This is a genomic window from Simplicispira metamorpha (assembly GCF_004341365.1).
In the GTDB taxonomy this organism is placed as follows: domain Bacteria; phylum Pseudomonadota; class Gammaproteobacteria; order Burkholderiales; family Burkholderiaceae_C; genus Simplicispira; species Simplicispira metamorpha.
Map to the genome: position 1 here is coordinate 1 of NZ_SLXH01000033.1, position 14,300 is coordinate 14,300.

Consider the following 14,300-nt stretch of genomic DNA (forward strand, 5'->3'; position numbering starts at 1 on the left):
CGCCGCAGGACTGAGCTTTCTCATGTCGGTCAGTTTCATCAAGACAACATCCGGGTAATCAGAAATATTTCAAGTCGTTTTGTTTCTAATTAATATCCAGAAAGCGCTACTAGCTATCAAAAAAATAGCAACAACCCGCACGAAGCCCACTGGCTGGCGCTGGAAACCGCCCACGCCCGCAGCCTGCTGGGCGTGCAGCCGCGCTGGCCGCTGGCCACTGCCGTAGCGCGCACTATGGCCTGGTACCGCGCGCAGCACGCGGGGACCGACGCGCTGGCGCTGTGCCACGCCGACATCGACGCCTACACCGCCAGCACCTTGGCAGCAGCGGCGCAGCCATGAGCCGCTTTGCCGTTGCATCCACCCCGCTGGCCGGATTGGTCAGCATCCAGCGCCAGCCGCTGGGCGACGAGCGCGGCTTTCTGGCGCGGCTGTTTTGCGCCGAGGAACTGGCCGCTGCGGGCTGGCACGGCCCGGTGGCGCAAATCAACCATACCCACACCGCCCAGCGCGGTACGGTGCGTGGCCTGCACTACCAGCGCCCGCCCGCGCCCGAGGCCAAACTGGTCAGCTGCCTGCGCGGCGCCGTCTGGGATGTGGCCGTGGACTTGCGTGCCGACTCGCCCACTTTTCTGCAGTGGCACGCGCAGGAGCTGTCGGCACGCAACCACACCGCGTTGCTGATCCCGCCCGGTTTTGCGCACGGTTTTCAGGTGCTGGAAGACGGCGCCGAACTGCTGTACCTGCACTCTGCCCCGTACACCCCGGCCTGCGAAGGCGCGCTCAACGTGCATGACCCGCGCCTGGCCATTGCCTGGCCGCTGCCGGTGCAGGGCCTGTCGGTGCGCGACGCGGCCCACCCGTGGATCGATGCGCCATTTGAAGGAATCCGTCTGTGAACCCCAGCCCCGTGGTGCCTTTGGCATCCCCCCCATTGCGTGCCCCTATGCACTGCCGCCACTGCGCCGCCCCGGTCACGCGGGTCATGGCCGACCTGGGCACGGCGCCGCCGTCCAACGCTTACCTCAGCGCCGCTGCGCTACAGCTGCCCGAACGCTGGTACCCCCTGCGCGTGCTGGTGTGCGAGCACTGCTGGCTGGTGCAAACCGAAGACTTCGCCCAGGCGCACGACCTGTTTGATGCCGATTACGCCTACTTCAGCTCTTTTTCCAGCAGCTGGCTGGCGCACGCACAGGCGTATGTTGAAGCCATGGTGCAGCGCTTTGGCTTGGGCGCGCACAGCCAGGTGGTCGAGATCGCCGCCAACGACGGCTATCTGCTGCAATACGTGGCCCAGCGCGGTATCCCGTGCCTGGGCATAGAGCCCACCGCCAGCACCGCCGCCGCCGCCCGTGCCAAGGGCATCCCGGTGGTCGAGCGCTTTTTTGGCGTGGCGCTGGCGCAGGAGCTGGTGGCCCAAGGCCGCAGCGCCGACCTGATCGCTGCCAACAACGTGCTGGCCCATGTGCCCGACATCAACGACTTCGTCGCTGGCTTCGCCACCTTGCTACAGCCCACCGGCGTGGCCACGTTCGAGTTTCCGCACCTGCTGCCGCTGGTGCAGCAGTGCCAGTTCGACACCCTGTACCACGAGCATTTCTCGTACCTGTCTTTGACGGCGGTGCAGCGCATCTTTGCCGCCAACGGCCTGGCGGTGTTTGACGTTCAAGAGCTGCCCACGCACGGCGGCAGCCTGCGCGTGTTCGCCCAGCGCAGCGACGCTAGCACGCCACGACCCACCGAGCCCGCTGTGGCCGCCCTGCTGGCCCGGGAGGTGCAGGCCGGCGTGTGCAGCGCCGATTTTTATAGCGATTTTCAGCGCCAGGCCTTGCGCATCAAGCGCGAGCTGCTCTCATTTTTGATAGATGCACAAGCCCGGGGGCGCAAGGTGGCGGCCTACGGCGCGGCCGCCAAGGGCAACACCCTGCTCAACTTTGCCGGGGTGCGTCCCGATTTGCTGACCTACGTGGTGGACAAAAACCCGGCCAAGCAAGGCAAATTTTTGCCCGGCAGCCGCATCCCCATCGTCGATGAAGCCCACCTGCGCGCCGACCGCCCCGATGTCGTGCTCATCCTGCCCTGGAACCTGAAGGACGAGGTGACAACGCAACTGGCGTATGTGCGGGAGTGGGGTGGGGAGTTTGTCACCGCCGTGCCACATTTACAGGTGCTTGCATGATCGAGATACATCCCAGTGCGCGCGTTTCTGCGTTGGCAGACATAGAAGACTCGGTGCGCGGCACGCGCATTGTTGTGGGAGCACATTCGATCATCGACAGCTTCGTCAAGATCAAGCCTGCTGGCGGACATGGCGACTTGCTGATAGGCGACCATGTGGTCATTAATGCGGGCTGCGTGCTCTACACCGGCCATGGCATCCGCATCGGCAACCATGTGGCCATCGCTGCCAACTGCACCTTTGCGCCCGTGAACCATGCCTACCGAGAGAAAGACAAGCTGATTCGTGAGCAGGGTTTTCTGCCCAGTAAGGGTGGCATTGTCGTGGAGGACGATGTCTGGATTGGCGCCAACTGCATTCTTCTGGATGGTGCCGTGCTGCGCCAAGGCTGCGTCGTGGCAGCTGGCTCGGTGGTGCGTGGTGAGTTGGCTCCGTATACCGTGTATGCGGGCTCTCCCTTGGTGCAGGTGGGAGAGCGGGTGTGAGTCAATTCACCGTGCTGGGGGCTTCGGGCTATATCGGCAGTCGGTTGGTGGAGCGCTTGCGTGCAGACGGGCACACGGTGTGGGCGCCTGCGCGTGGAGATGGGCGTGTGCTGAGCGCACCGCTGGGCCATGTGCTGTATTGCATTGGTCTGACCGGAGATTTTCGTGCGCGTCCGTTTGACACGACGGATGCGCATGTCACCTTTCTGGCGCAGGTCTTGCAGCGTGCGCAGTTTGATTCGCTGCTTTATTTGTCGTCCACCCGCGTCTATCAGGGGGCTGTACGCACCGATGAAGGCGCGCCGTTGACCGTGCAGCCCGGTGATCCCTCGTACCTCTACAACTTGACCAAACTCACGGGAGAGTCGCTGTGCCATGCCAGTGGCCGCTCTCATGTGCGTGTGGCCCGGCTATCCAACGTGGTGGGACCTGGCATGGACGCTGCCTCGGGCAATCTGGTGGCCGACCTGTTGCACCAAGCACGCAATGGCCACGTTGTGCTGCGCAGCAGCTTGCAGTCTGCCAAGGACTACATCCATATTGATGACGTGGCGCAGGTGCTGCCGCGTATCGCACTTGCCGGGCGCGCTGTCACCTACAACGTAGCCAGTGGCTTTCAGACTACCCATGCGCAATGGCTGGATTGGCTGGTTGCCTGTACAGGCTGTGTCGTTACCGTCCAGCCTGAGGCACCTTGGCATGGTTTTCCGCCCATCAACACAGAGCGATTGCGATCTGAGTTCGGCCTGACCCCCCGTGACTGGTTCGCGACATTGCTTGAACCAGCCCATCCATAGATTCCATGCGCCTGCGTTATGGGTAGCCCCGTGGCAGTCCTCCAGTAACTTCACCAAAAAGGCTTATGAACCCCGTCGAACAATTTTCCCGAGAGCGCCAGGAGCGTGTGCAGTCCTACGGGGCTGACAACACTTTCAACGCCCTCTCACGCGACTGGCTACAGCAATCCATGCAGCGCCAGTATGTTTACAACTTTGATTGGCTGGGCCGTCCCATCATCCAGTATCCGCAGGACATGTGGGCCATGCAGGAGCTGGTGTGGCGCGTACGCCCTGATCTCATCATCGAAACCGGCATTGCCCATGGCGGCTCCCTGGTGCTTAGCGCCTCGCTCCTGGCGATGTTGGACATGTGCGACGCCATTGAGGCTGGCACCACACTGGATCCGCGCCAGTCGCAGCGCAAGGTGTTGGGCATCGACATCGATATCCGTGCGCACAACCGCGCCGCCATTGAGGCCCATCCCATGGCCAGCCGCATTGCCATGATCCAGGGCTCTGCTGTTGCGCCCGAGGTGGTGGAGCAGGTGCATGCCTTTGCCAAGGGCTATCAGCGTGTCATGGTGTGCCTGGACTCCATGCATACCCACGACCATGTGCTGGCGGAGCTGGAGGCCTATGCGCCTTTGGTGACGTCCGGGAGCTATTGCGTGGTGTTCGATACCTTCGTCGAGGATATGCCGCCGAAATTCTTTGCCGACCGCCCCTGGGACGTAGGCAACAACCCCAAGACGGCCGTGCGCCAGTGGTTGGCCGGGCATGCTGAGTTCGAGGTGGATCAGGCAATGCAACAACGTTTGCAGGTCACGGTGGCTCCGGATGGCTTTTTGCGCCGCCGTGTCGATGGATGCAGTCAAGGAGAGTGATCATGAAGGATGTGGAGTTCTTTGAGGAGCATGGCTACATCGTGCTGCGCGATTTTTGGCCGAGCGGTGAGTTGGACGCTTTGCAGGCACAGCTGGACGAGCTGGGCAAACTGGTGGTGGGGCCAGGCTTCAGCAGCACGGCCCAGGCAGCCGCTTACGCAATGACCGCCGAGCAGCAGTCTTTGTTGTATGACCGGCTCAAGTACCTTCCTGCGCTATCGTGCATGTCAGGCAGCGAGGCCATACGCAGCATGTGCCGACGGCTGGGATTGCAGCATCCATCGCTGATGGGTTGCTGCAATATGCGCTTGGATAAACCCCAAGATTCCAAGCATCTCTTTGCATGGCATCAGGACTCTGTGTATCTGCTTGGTTCTGTCAATGCGGTGACCGTGTGGGTTCCGCTGCACGACGTCAACCTTTATCGCGGCACGATACAGGTCATTGCCGGGAGCCATCGGCGTGGACTGGCGCCGTTCAAACGCATCAGCGACAAGGTCATTGCGCCCTATGTGCCCATGCTCCAACGTGACATCTCCCTGGCCGATGAGGTCACCGAGGCGCCTGTCACCATCGAAGCCCAGCGCGGTGATCTTGTGGTGTTCAAGCAGATGTTGCTGCATCGCAGCACGCCCAACAACAGCGATCAAATACGCTGGACGGCACAGTTGCGCATCACCGACCTGGCCGACCCGGAACATCGGCGGCAGCGGTTTCCCACTGGGGATAAAACCAATATTTTCTATGTCGACTATCCCGGGCACGATAGCGCCGCCCGCAGGACGCAGGAACAACACGGAGCCAGCATCGCATGACACAGACGAACGATCCATCACGCTACCGCCAGGCTGGGCGCAGCACTTCGGGTGAAGTGGGCTATCGCGGTGCGCTGGAGACCCTTTTTGCCAACGCACGTGGTAGCCACGTCGAGAAGCTCGAAAACTTTGCCTGCTATGTGCCTCGGCAGTCGATGGCCCGTTTTCTGTGCCTGAGCGAGATATTCAAGATGGCTCTACACGTTCAGGGCGATGTGATGGAGTGTGGGGTCAACTGGGGTGGGGGGCTCATGACCTTTGCGCAGCTGAGCGCTATCTGGGAACCTGTGAACCTACAGCGCCGCATTGTCGGCTTTGACACGTTCAGTGGCTTTGAGTCTGTCTCGCCCGAGGATGAGCATGCCGTGATCCAGACTGCCGAGCGTCGCGCCGGTGGATATAAGGCCGACAGTCTGGAAGACCTGCGCGAAACAGTGGCACTTTTCGATGCGAATCGTTTTGTGGGGCACATCCAGAAGGTAGAACTGGTGGCTGGTGATGTCGCGAAAACGGTGCCTGCCTACCTCGAGCGTGAACCGCAGACGGTCGTGTCTTTGTTGCACCTGGATCTGGATCTCTATGAGCCCACCAAGGTTTGCATTGAACACTTTGTGCCGCGTATGCCCAAGGGGGCTGTGATCATTTTCGACGAACTGAACAACCGCACCTGGCCTGGTGAAACCAAAGCCGTGATGGATGCGCTGGGGTTGCCGCGCTTGCGCATTCAGCGCTTTACCTACGAGCCACATGTCAGCTATGCCGTGTTGGAGTAGGGCATACGTTCGCACTGCCATCGGTTGTGCATCGGGGATTGGGATGCTGAAATTAAAGTAAAAACCGACTCTAAGCCAATGCTGCAAAGCGCAAGCAGCTATCAAATTTGAGTATTTAGTACATGAAAAAAGCCAGCGCACCTGGGGTGCGCTGGCTTGATCTGGTGCAGTGCTGCTTACTTCAACAGCGACAGCACGCCCTGCGGAATCTGGTTGGCCTGGGCCACCATGGCAGTGCCAGCCTGTTGCAGGATCTGGGTGCGCGAGAGGTTGGCCGTTTCCATCGCAAAGTCAGCATCCAGAATGCGCGAGCGCGAGGCGGACAGGTTCTCGGAGGTGATGTTCAGGCTGGCAATGCTGGTTTCAAAGCGCGATTGCAACGCACCAAGGTTGGCGCGCTCACCGCTGATGAAAGCCAACGCCGAATCGACAGTTTTCAGTGCCTGGGTGGCATTCTCAAAGGTAGTGACATCCAGATCGGCCACTTTTTGCAGGGTCGAGCCGCCGTTGCTGAAGGGGTTGCCCGGGACGTCAGAAGTGACAGTGAACGACTTGTCCGAGTCCAGTGTGATGTAACCGCTGGAGGTAGCGTATTGCTCTGCATTGGAGGCCAAATTGACAGCGCCACCGGAGGCAGTGCCGTCAGCCTGCAATTTGGTCACGCTGACATTGCCTGCATTGTTCGGCGTAGCTGGTTTGCCCACGGTAATGTCGTTGCCAGACGCATTGGTCAGGATGACCCTGTCGCCCTTCTCGTTGAGCGACGCCGTGATGCCTGTTTTAGCCGATTGATCGTTGATGGCCGCGACCGCTGCCGAAAGGCGATCAGCCCCCGTGCTGGAGGTGAGCGTGAAAGCGATGTTCTGCAGCGAGCTGTTGTCAGCCTGGAGCGCCAGGGTGTATGAACCAGTTTGGGTGCCGATATCCAATTCGACCTGGGTGCGTGCAGTGGCGGTGACGCCAGTGTCTGCCTTGACCATATTGATCTGGCTGGCAATGCCTTTGGCGGAGGCCGAGGCGCCGCTCACCACCGCTACAGTGGCCGAGCCCAATGGACCATTGACCGTGATGTTGTTGCTTGCAATGCCATTAGGGAATGGACTCGCCGTGGCTGCTGCTGAAACAGCCGCTGGCCCCGAGGCATTGGAAGACAGATTCTGGTTGTTGCCATACACCGTGGTGCGCAGGTTGGCAGTGGATGCCACGATGGTCTGGTTGGCGTTGGCGCCCACTTGAAATTGCGAGGTGCCAAAAGTGCCATCCAGCAGCTTTTGACCGTTGAATTCGGTGGTTTGCGCGATACGATCCAGTTCAGCCACCAGCTGGCCGACTTCTTTTTGCAGGGCTTGGCGGTCGCCAGCGCTGTTGGTGGCGTTGGCAGCTTGCACAGCCAGTTCACGCACACGCTGCAAGATATTGCCAGCGGAACTCAGCGCACCTTCGGCCACTTGCGCCAGCGAGATGCCGTCGTTGGCATTGCGTGCAGCCTGGTTCAGGCCGCGGATCTGGCTGGTGAAGCGCTCCGAGATGGCCAAGCCAGCGGCATCGTCTTTGGCGCTGTTGATGCGCAGGCCCGACGACAGGCGGTTGATGGAGGTGTTCAGCGATGCCTGGCTCATCCCCAGGTTGCGCTGGGCGGTCAGCGATGCGATGTTGGTATTGATAGTTGAGGCCATTGCGGAAACTCCTGCGGGATGAAAACAAACACTGCCGGCTCAAACGTCCTCGCTCCGGCGACTCTGTGGTAACGATGGAGGTGATTGTGGAGATCGGTGCTTTGGGCGTTGGGCCGATAAAGCAAAGAAAAACCTGCCAATCTTGGTGTTTGCGCCCTAAAGTTTTCTGAGGCTTGTCCGAAATCATGGATAGCGGAACCAAGATGCCTCGGTGCATCAGGAACCCGGGCCCAAACCACGTAATATCTGGGCCTTGTTGGCGGCAACGCCATTTATGAGTCAGTTCTTTTCAGGAGATTTGCAATGGCATCCACCATCAATACCAACGTCGCAACCCTTACCGCACAGCGCAACCTGAGCACCAGCCAAGCGTCGCTGAACACCGCCATCAACCGCCTGTCGTCTGGCCTGCGCATCAACAGCGCCAAAGACGATGCCGCTGGCTTGGCTATTTCCGAGCGCTTCACGGGCCAGATCCGTGGTTTGAACCAGGCTGTGCGCAATGCTGGCGACGGTATCTCGCTGGCGCAAACGGCTGAAGGCGCACTGAAGGCTTCGGGCGACATCCTGCAACGTGTGCGTGAACTGGCTGTGCAATCGGCCAACGCTTCCAACAGTGCTGGCGACCGCCAAGCCCTGCAAAAGGAAGTGGGCCAGCTGGTGGCTGAACTGGATCGCATCTCGCAAACCACCGAATTCAACGGCGCCAAGCTGCTGGATGGCAGCTTTGGTACGCAGCAGTTCCAAGTGGGCGCCAACGCCAACCAGACCATCGTTGCAGCTACAGCCAATATGCGTACCAGCGTGTACGGCAACAACCAGAACGTTTCGTCTGCTGGTGCTGGCGTGTCTGCACAAGCATCGGCAACAGGCGCTTCTTCCGCCACGAACGGTGTGGGTGCTGGTGCTGTGACAATCAACGGCGCTTTGGGTACTTCCTCCATGTCGGTGGCGGCCAACGATTCGGCAAAAACCATTGCCGCTAATATCAACAGTATCAAGGCCGATACTGGTGTTACGGCAACGGCCCGTACGGAAGTCAAGCTGGCGATTGGCGCTACAGGCGGTTCTTTCTCGATGACTCTCAAGAGCGAGAACAGCACTGCGGAAACGGTGTCCTTCAACTTGGCCGCTGGTAGCGCTGCCGACCGTTTGTCCGTGGCTGTCACTGCCATCAACGACAAGTCGGCCAAGACCGGTGTCACGGCTTCGCTCAGCGAGAAGGGTGACTACATCATTCTGACCAACACTTCGGGCACCGACATTTCGGTTGGCACCGCAGCGAATATTGCTAACGCCGATACCTTGGCGATCACCAAGTTGCAGGCCGATGGTACGGCTGTGACTGGCACTACGACTTTGGGTGCAGCAACTACAGCTACTGGCATCAGCAGCACGGTCAGCGGTTACATCACGCTGGATTCTGACAAATCGTTCTCGGTGAACTCGGCCAGTACCGCGCTGACATCGGGTGGCTCTAACCTGCAAAAAGTGGCTGACCTGGACATCACCAGCTTCAAGGATGCGACGCAAGCGCTCAAGACAGTGGACTCTGCGTTGGCCTATATCAGTGGCGAGCGCGCCAACCTCGGTGCCTTGCAATCGCGCTTTGAAACTGCGATTTCCAACCTGCAAGTGACTTCGGAAAACCTGTCGGCCTCGCGCTCGCGCATTCTGGATGCTGACTTTGCGCAAGAAACCGCCAACCTGTCGCGTTCGCAGATCCTGCAACAGGCTGGTACTGCCATGGTGGCCCAGGCCAACCAGCTGCCACAGGGCGTGTTGGCTCTGCTGCGTTAATACGTGGCGCTGCTGAGCAGCAAGTCCGAGGTGGTGGCATGCAGGTGCCACCACCTTTTTGTTTTTTCAGAGGCCGGACGATTCGGGTATGGAAGTGCTACCAAGACCATAGCGCACGAATTGGCAGGCTTAGTGGTGCATTTACCGTGGTTCAAAAGACACGGTCCGCGCCATAATTTGCATTGCATTTGTTCAGGAGGTTTGTATGGCGACCCTTTCTTCACCCGGCATCGGCACCAACGGTCTTGACGTCAAGAACATCATTTCTGAGTTGGTCAAGCTGGAGCGGCGACCGCTTGCAGCCCTTGAGGTGCAGGCTGTCACCGCTAAAACCAAAATTTCTGCTTTCGGGCAAATCAAATCGCTGGTATCGGATCTGTCCGATGCTGCCACCAAGCTGACCAGCGTGACGGGTTGGAATGCCGTTGCTACCACTTCGTCCGATAGCAAGTTTGTCAGCGCCACTGCAGTAGGTGGCACGCTGGCCACCAGCTTTACGGTAGAAGTACAAAGCTTGGCCAAGGCACAGTCCACCGCATCAGGCTCTGTCAGTGGCGCAGTGGGGGCGGGCAAGCTCAAGATTGAGTTGGGCAGCTGGGGGGCTACCACGCCGGGAGCCACTGGCACTTTTGTGCCCAAGGCGGGTACACCGATAGAGATCAATGTGTCGGCCTCCGACACCGTGTCCGATATTGCCAGCAAGATCAACGGCTCTAATGCGGGCGTTACTGCCACCATCCTGACCGATGCCAATGGCCAGCGCCTGTTGCTGCGCAGCAAGGAGACCGGGCTGGAGTCAGGGTTTCAAGTGACGGCGCAAGATATCCAAAGTGGCTCGGGTACCCAGGCCGATCCGTATGTGTACGCCCCCGCTGATGCAGACAACACTGGCCTCTCGCGCTTGAGCAGCGCGCAGATCGATACTGCCGCCACCCAGTTGGCGGCCAACGCCAAGGCCAAAATCAATGGTATTGCCGTGGAGTCGTCCACTGACACGTTTGCCAATAGCGTCTCTGGTGTGACTTTCAAGGCGGAGCAGGTCACTGATGTGGGCAAGCCCATCACCATCACGGTGGCCAAAGACAACTCGGCCATACAGGCCAACATCGAAGCGTTTGTCAAAGCCTACAACGGTATCAATGCGGTGCTGAACGAGGCCACCAAATACGACAAGGGTGCCAAGTCGGCGGGACTGTTGCAGGGTGACTCTACCGTGGTAGGGCTGCAAAACGCGCTGCGCTCGGCCATTCGGGAGGCGGGGGGCTCGGCACTTTTTAAGCACCTGTCAGACATTGGTGTGGTTCAAAAAACCAGCACCGACCCGGCCGCCACCGCCGCTTTGGGTGGTGAACTCACCTTGGACACCAGTAAGCTGAACAAAGCCCTGAATAGCAACGCCGAAGAGGTGAAAAAATTCTTCCGGGGTGATGACGCCACCGGCACTGAAGGCTTGGCTGTCAAGGTTAAAGCATTGGCCACCAACCTGCTCTCCAACGACGGATTCTTCAAGTCCAAAGAATTGGTGCTGGAGGCCAGCCTCAAGCGCAATGCCAAAGACCAAGAGCGTGTAAACGCACGGGTCGATGAATTCGAAAAGCGCACTACCGCCCGCTACACCGCGCTGGACAGGCAAATGAGCACCCTCAACGGGCTCAATGCCTACATTTCCCAGCAAGTCACCGCCTGGAATAAATCATCGGGTTGATAGTGCCTTCAGTTTTTGCGGCAATGGCCGATAAATTGAACAAGTAACCCAAGGGATAGCAGCATGTTTACCGCCTACAACCCCCGCGCAGCCTCCGCTTACCAGCGGATCAATGTGGAAACCAGTATGCACACGATTGACCAGCACCAGTTGGTCAGCTTGTTGTATGACGGTGTTCTGGGTGCCATTACGTCCGCTCGCGGTGCTTTGGCGCGCGGCGACGTGCCGCTCAAATGCAGCAGCATCTCCAAGGCCATCCGCATTATTGAAGAGGGCTTGGGCACGGCGCTGGACCGCGATGGCGGTGGTGAGTTGGCGCAAAACCTGGGCGCGCTGTATGACTACTGCCTGCAGCGCCTGATACAGGCCAACATTCGCAACGATGACGCCATTCTGGAAGAAGTCGCGCGTTTGATTGAGCCCATCGCCCAGGGCTGGAACGAGATCAAGAAACCTGCCGCTGAGCGGCCACGTGCTTCCGGCACGGTGACGATGGAGACGTAAGCCATGCCAGCAATGCTGATTGATTACTACAAAGCCATAGAAGACAGCAGCGTCAAGATGCTGGAGGCGGCCAAGCTCAAAGATTGGGATGGTGTGGTGCGCTACGAAGGCGCTTGCGCGGTGCTGATCGAGCAGTTGCGTGCCAAGGCCACCGAAGAGCAGTTGTTGCCCGAGCACCGGCGTGAGAAGGTGCGCATCATGCAGCGCATTTTGCGCAACGATGCGCAGATCCGTTGTTTGGCAGAGCCTTGGCTGGCGCACTTTGAGCACATGTTTGAAGGCCAGCCGCAAATGGTTCACTGAGCGCAGCAGGCCGCGCGGGCTGCGCGCTCTCTTGTTTTGCCACGGCAAGCCCTGTTATTGCAACAGGGCTTTTTTGTGGGCGCTGCCCGCAGAGCACACGGCCCAGTCATCAACGCAAAAAAGGCCCAAAATTTGGGCCTTTTTGTGCTCTGGCCCTTGCGGGACGTGCGCTAGCAGCTATAAAAATAATAGTAATTTGGGCGCTCAGACCTGCATGTTCATGATGTCGGTGTAGGCCTGCACCAGGCGGTTTCGCACGTGCAATGAGGCTTGGAAGCCAATTTGTGCCTTTTGCATGGCCAGCATGGTCTCTTCCAGGCTGACGTTGGGGTTTTCCAGCTGCACTTCGCGTTGCAGTGCGGTGGAGTAGTTTTGCGACGCGCTGACCGATTTCAGCGCGCTTTTGAATTCGGTGTAGAAGCCTTGCTCCTGGGCGCCACCTTCAGGTGCAACAGAGGTGGCGCGGCGCAGCGATCCTGCGCCAGACAGTGGGGCGGTAACGGAGTTGATGCGGAGGTCCATGGTGGTCTTGCTCATTAAGGTGGCGATGGGTGCAATCGTAGGGACGACGGGCGCATTTATCAGGGCGAATAGATGGCCAAAGGTGGGGCTTATCTGGCGAGTGCGTTGGGGCGGGTTCCGAATAATCGAACGCACGCCAGGTCCGTCACCGGGCCCGTCATACTGGAAAAAAAGATGTCCGCAGTTGCTGAAATACCCCTCAATGCCAATCCGCCTGCCAGACCCGCCTGGTTGCAGCGCCTGACCGCTCTGGATCGTGGCCAGCGCTTGCGCTTGGGTTTGGGCGTGGTTTTGCTGCTGGCTGCCATCGTGGCGGCGGTGCTGCTCAACCGCCAGCCTGATTACAAAGTGCTGTTTTCCAACCTCAGTGACAAAGACGGTGGCGCCATCGTGGCGCAGTTGTCGCAAATGAACGTGCCCTATAAGCACGGTGATGGGGGTGGCTCCATCATGGTGCCTACCGACCGCGTGCACGATGTGCGCCTGCGTCTGGCATCGCAAGGTTTGCCCAAGGGTTCGGTGTCAGGTTTTGAGCTGACCGAGGCCAACCGTTTTGGTCAGACGCAATTTCAGGAGCGGTTGAATTTCCAACGGGGGTTGGAGGGCGAGCTGACGCGCTCCATCCAGTCGCTGTCGTCGGTGCAAAGTGCCCGTGTGCATTTGGCGCTGCCCAACCAGAATGGTTTTTTCCGCGAGCAGCAAAAGCCCTCGGCATCGATTCTGGTCAGCCTGTACCCAGGCCGTATCCTGGATCGCACGCAATTGGCGGGTATCGTCCATCTGGTGGCATCCAGCGTGCCTGAACTGGCACCTTCAGCAGTGAGCGTGCTGGACGATTCGGGCAAGTTGCTGTCCAAGTCGCCCGATGGCGCGGATGACAAGGGCTTTGATGCCCAGCAGCTGATGTATGTGCAGCAAATCGAGCAGCTCTACACCAAGCGCGTGATGGATATTCTGGAGCCGGTGATGGGCAAGAACAACATCAAGGCCCAGGTGACGGCGGAGGTGGACTTCAGCCGCACCGAATCGACCTCGGAGCAGCACCGTCCCAATTTGTCCACCGATGCCAGCGCCATCCGCAGCCAGCAGGTGGTGGAGAGCACCAACTCCCAGGATGGCAACACTGTGGCTACGGGCGTACCCGGGTCGGTGGCCAACCAGCCGCCTCAGCCAGCGGCGGCGCCCATCAACGGTGCCGCGCCGCAATTGGCCGCCGCCGGTGGCAGTGGCCAGCAGTCATCAAGCAACAGCAAGCGCGAGTCGATCACCAACTATGAGGTGGACAAGACGGTGCGTGTGACGCGCGGCAGCAGCGGTGCCGTCAAGCGTGTGAGCGCTGCGGTGGTGGTCAACTACCAAAATGCCGTCGATGAAAAAGGCAAACCCATCACCAAGCCTTTGACGCCCCAGCAGTTGGCACAAATGACGGCACTGGTACGTGAGACGATTGGCTTCAATGCTGAGCGTGGCGATTCGGTCAACCTGATGAACACTCCCTTCCAGATCGAGGAGATCAAGACCGAAGACGTGCCACTGTGGAAGCAGCCTGAAACTGTGGCGTTGGCGCAGAACTTTGCCTGGCCCATCGGTCTGGCCCTGTTTGCCGGCCTGCTGCTGCTGGGCCTGATGCGTCCGGCGCTGAAGGCGATGGCAGCGCCACCCGCTGCCGAGAGTTCCCAGCTTGATGCGCTGGAAGCCGAGGCTCTGGAGCGCCCAGCGCTGCCGTCGCCAGGCCCCGCCCAGCCTACGCCAGAGCAATTGCGCCTGGAGGATGCCCGTGCCCTGGCGCGCCAGAATCCGATTGCTGTGGCTAACATTGTGAAAACGTGGGTCAACGGCGACGCTGGCTGACCCCCTGCAACAGGATGGATTTTC

At 59.6% G+C, this 14,300-nt stretch carries 14 protein-coding genes; 12 read left to right on the plus strand and 2 right to left on the minus strand.

Annotation, left to right across the window (positions count from 1 at the left end; all coding sequences use genetic code 11):
- Window positions 1–338: 338 nt before the first annotated feature.
- The 7 genes from EV674_RS15100 to EV674_RS15130 all read left to right on the plus strand — a co-directional run bounded on the left by EV674_RS15100 (window position 339) and on the right by EV674_RS15130 (window position 5,915).
- Window positions 339–899 carry a dTDP-4-dehydrorhamnose 3,5-epimerase family protein gene (locus EV674_RS15100; RefSeq protein ID WP_119014155.1) on the plus strand — a complete coding sequence of 187 codons (561 nt, stop codon included), beginning with the start codon at window positions 339–341 and terminating at the stop codon, window positions 897–899.
- 47 nt (window positions 900–946) lie between these two features.
- Window positions 947–2,179: a class I SAM-dependent methyltransferase gene (locus EV674_RS15105; RefSeq protein WP_119014156.1), complete on the plus strand. Its 1,233-nt coding sequence runs from the start codon at window positions 947–949 to the stop codon at window positions 2,177–2,179.
- Entirely contained in the window at window positions 2,176–2,664 is a 489-nt protein-coding gene (locus EV674_RS15110; RefSeq protein ID WP_119014157.1) for an acyltransferase, read from the plus strand. Before EV674_RS15105 ends, EV674_RS15110 begins: the two co-directional genes overlap by 4 nt.
- On the plus strand, window positions 2,661–3,461 hold the full coding sequence (locus EV674_RS15115; protein WP_119014158.1) for an NAD-dependent epimerase/dehydratase family protein: 801 nt from the start codon (window positions 2,661–2,663) through the stop codon (window positions 3,459–3,461). Before EV674_RS15110 ends, EV674_RS15115 begins: the two co-directional genes overlap by 4 nt.
- 65 nt (window positions 3,462–3,526) lie before the next feature.
- Entirely contained in the window at window positions 3,527–4,327 is an 801-nt protein-coding gene (locus tag EV674_RS15120) for a cephalosporin hydroxylase family protein (protein ID WP_119014159.1), read from the plus strand.
- Between the two features lie 2 nt (window positions 4,328–4,329).
- Entirely contained in the window at window positions 4,330–5,142 is an 813-nt protein-coding gene (locus tag EV674_RS15125) for a phytanoyl-CoA dioxygenase family protein (RefSeq protein WP_119014176.1), read from the plus strand.
- Window positions 5,139–5,915, plus strand: a complete 777-nt coding sequence (locus EV674_RS15130; protein WP_119014160.1) for a TylF/MycF/NovP-related O-methyltransferase — start codon at window positions 5,139–5,141, stop codon at window positions 5,913–5,915. The genes EV674_RS15125 and EV674_RS15130 overlap by 4 nt, the downstream gene beginning before the upstream one ends.
- Before the next feature lie 176 nt (window positions 5,916–6,091).
- Here the strand turns inward: EV674_RS15130 and EV674_RS15135 are convergent, their stop codons facing one another.
- Window positions 6,092–7,591, minus strand: a complete 1,500-nt coding sequence (locus tag EV674_RS15135; RefSeq protein WP_119014161.1) for a flagellin N-terminal helical domain-containing protein — start codon at window positions 7,589–7,591, stop codon at window positions 6,092–6,094.
- Between the two features lie 303 nt (window positions 7,592–7,894).
- Here EV674_RS15135 and EV674_RS15140 point away from each other — a divergent pair, with 303 nt between their 5' ends.
- The 4 genes from EV674_RS15140 (at window position 7,895) to EV674_RS15155 (ending at window position 11,903) form a co-directional block, all read left to right on the plus strand.
- The gene (locus tag EV674_RS15140) at window positions 7,895–9,391 is read left to right on the plus strand and encodes a flagellin N-terminal helical domain-containing protein (protein WP_119014162.1); all 1,497 of its coding nucleotides are present in this window, start codon (window positions 7,895–7,897) and stop codon (window positions 9,389–9,391) included.
- A gap of 205 nt (window positions 9,392–9,596) precedes the next feature.
- Window positions 9,597–11,096: a flagellar filament capping protein FliD gene (gene fliD, locus EV674_RS15145; protein WP_119014163.1), complete on the plus strand. Its 1,500-nt coding sequence runs from the start codon at window positions 9,597–9,599 to the stop codon at window positions 11,094–11,096.
- A 63-nt stretch (window positions 11,097–11,159) separates the two neighbouring features.
- Window positions 11,160–11,600, plus strand: coding sequence for a flagellar export chaperone FliS (gene fliS, locus EV674_RS15150; RefSeq protein ID WP_119014164.1), 441 nt, complete (start codon window positions 11,160–11,162; stop codon window positions 11,598–11,600).
- A 3-nt stretch (window positions 11,601–11,603) separates the two neighbouring features.
- On the plus strand, window positions 11,604–11,903 hold the full coding sequence (locus EV674_RS15155) for a flagellar protein FliT (protein WP_119014165.1): 300 nt from the start codon (window positions 11,604–11,606) through the stop codon (window positions 11,901–11,903).
- A gap of 204 nt (window positions 11,904–12,107) precedes the next feature.
- Here the strand turns inward: EV674_RS15155 and fliE are convergent, their stop codons facing one another.
- Window positions 12,108–12,425 carry a flagellar hook-basal body complex protein FliE gene (fliE, locus tag EV674_RS15160; RefSeq protein WP_119014177.1) on the minus strand — a complete coding sequence of 106 codons (318 nt, stop codon included), beginning with the start codon at window positions 12,423–12,425 and terminating at the stop codon, window positions 12,108–12,110.
- A 174-nt stretch (window positions 12,426–12,599) separates the two neighbouring features.
- On the opposite strand from fliE, the gene fliF reads away from it, so the two are divergent.
- Window positions 12,600–14,276: a flagellar basal-body MS-ring/collar protein FliF gene (gene fliF / locus EV674_RS15165; RefSeq protein WP_119014166.1), complete on the plus strand. Its 1,677-nt coding sequence runs from the start codon at window positions 12,600–12,602 to the stop codon at window positions 14,274–14,276.
- Window positions 14,277–14,300: the final 24 nt, after the last annotated feature.

Coding starts and splice junctions, on each gene's coding strand:
- EV674_RS15100 (WP_119014155.1), top strand. CDS start 339: ATGAGCCGCTTTGCCGTTGCATCCACCCCGCTGGCCGGATTGGTCAGC.
- EV674_RS15105 (WP_119014156.1), top strand. CDS start 947: ATGCACTGCCGCCACTGCGCCGCCCCGGTCACGCGGGTCATGGCCGAC.
- EV674_RS15110 (WP_119014157.1), top strand. CDS start 2,176: ATGATCGAGATACATCCCAGTGCGCGCGTTTCTGCGTTGGCAGACATA.
- EV674_RS15120 (WP_119014159.1), top strand. CDS start 3,527: ATGAACCCCGTCGAACAATTTTCCCGAGAGCGCCAGGAGCGTGTGCAG.
- EV674_RS15125 (WP_119014176.1), top strand. CDS start 4,330: ATGAAGGATGTGGAGTTCTTTGAGGAGCATGGCTACATCGTGCTGCGC.
- EV674_RS15130 (WP_119014160.1), top strand. CDS start 5,139: ATGACACAGACGAACGATCCATCACGCTACCGCCAGGCTGGGCGCAGC.
- EV674_RS15135 (WP_119014161.1), bottom strand. CDS start 7,591: ATGGCCTCAACTATCAATACCAACATCGCATCGCTGACCGCCCAGCGC.
- EV674_RS15140 (WP_119014162.1), top strand. CDS start 7,895: ATGGCATCCACCATCAATACCAACGTCGCAACCCTTACCGCACAGCGC.
- fliD (WP_119014163.1), top strand. CDS start 9,597: ATGGCGACCCTTTCTTCACCCGGCATCGGCACCAACGGTCTTGACGTC.
- fliS (WP_119014164.1), top strand. CDS start 11,160: ATGTTTACCGCCTACAACCCCCGCGCAGCCTCCGCTTACCAGCGGATC.
- EV674_RS15155 (WP_119014165.1), top strand. CDS start 11,604: ATGCCAGCAATGCTGATTGATTACTACAAAGCCATAGAAGACAGCAGC.
- fliE (WP_119014177.1), bottom strand. CDS start 12,425: ATGGACCTCCGCATCAACTCCGTTACCGCCCCACTGTCTGGCGCAGGA.
- fliF (WP_119014166.1), top strand. CDS start 12,600: ATGTCCGCAGTTGCTGAAATACCCCTCAATGCCAATCCGCCTGCCAGA.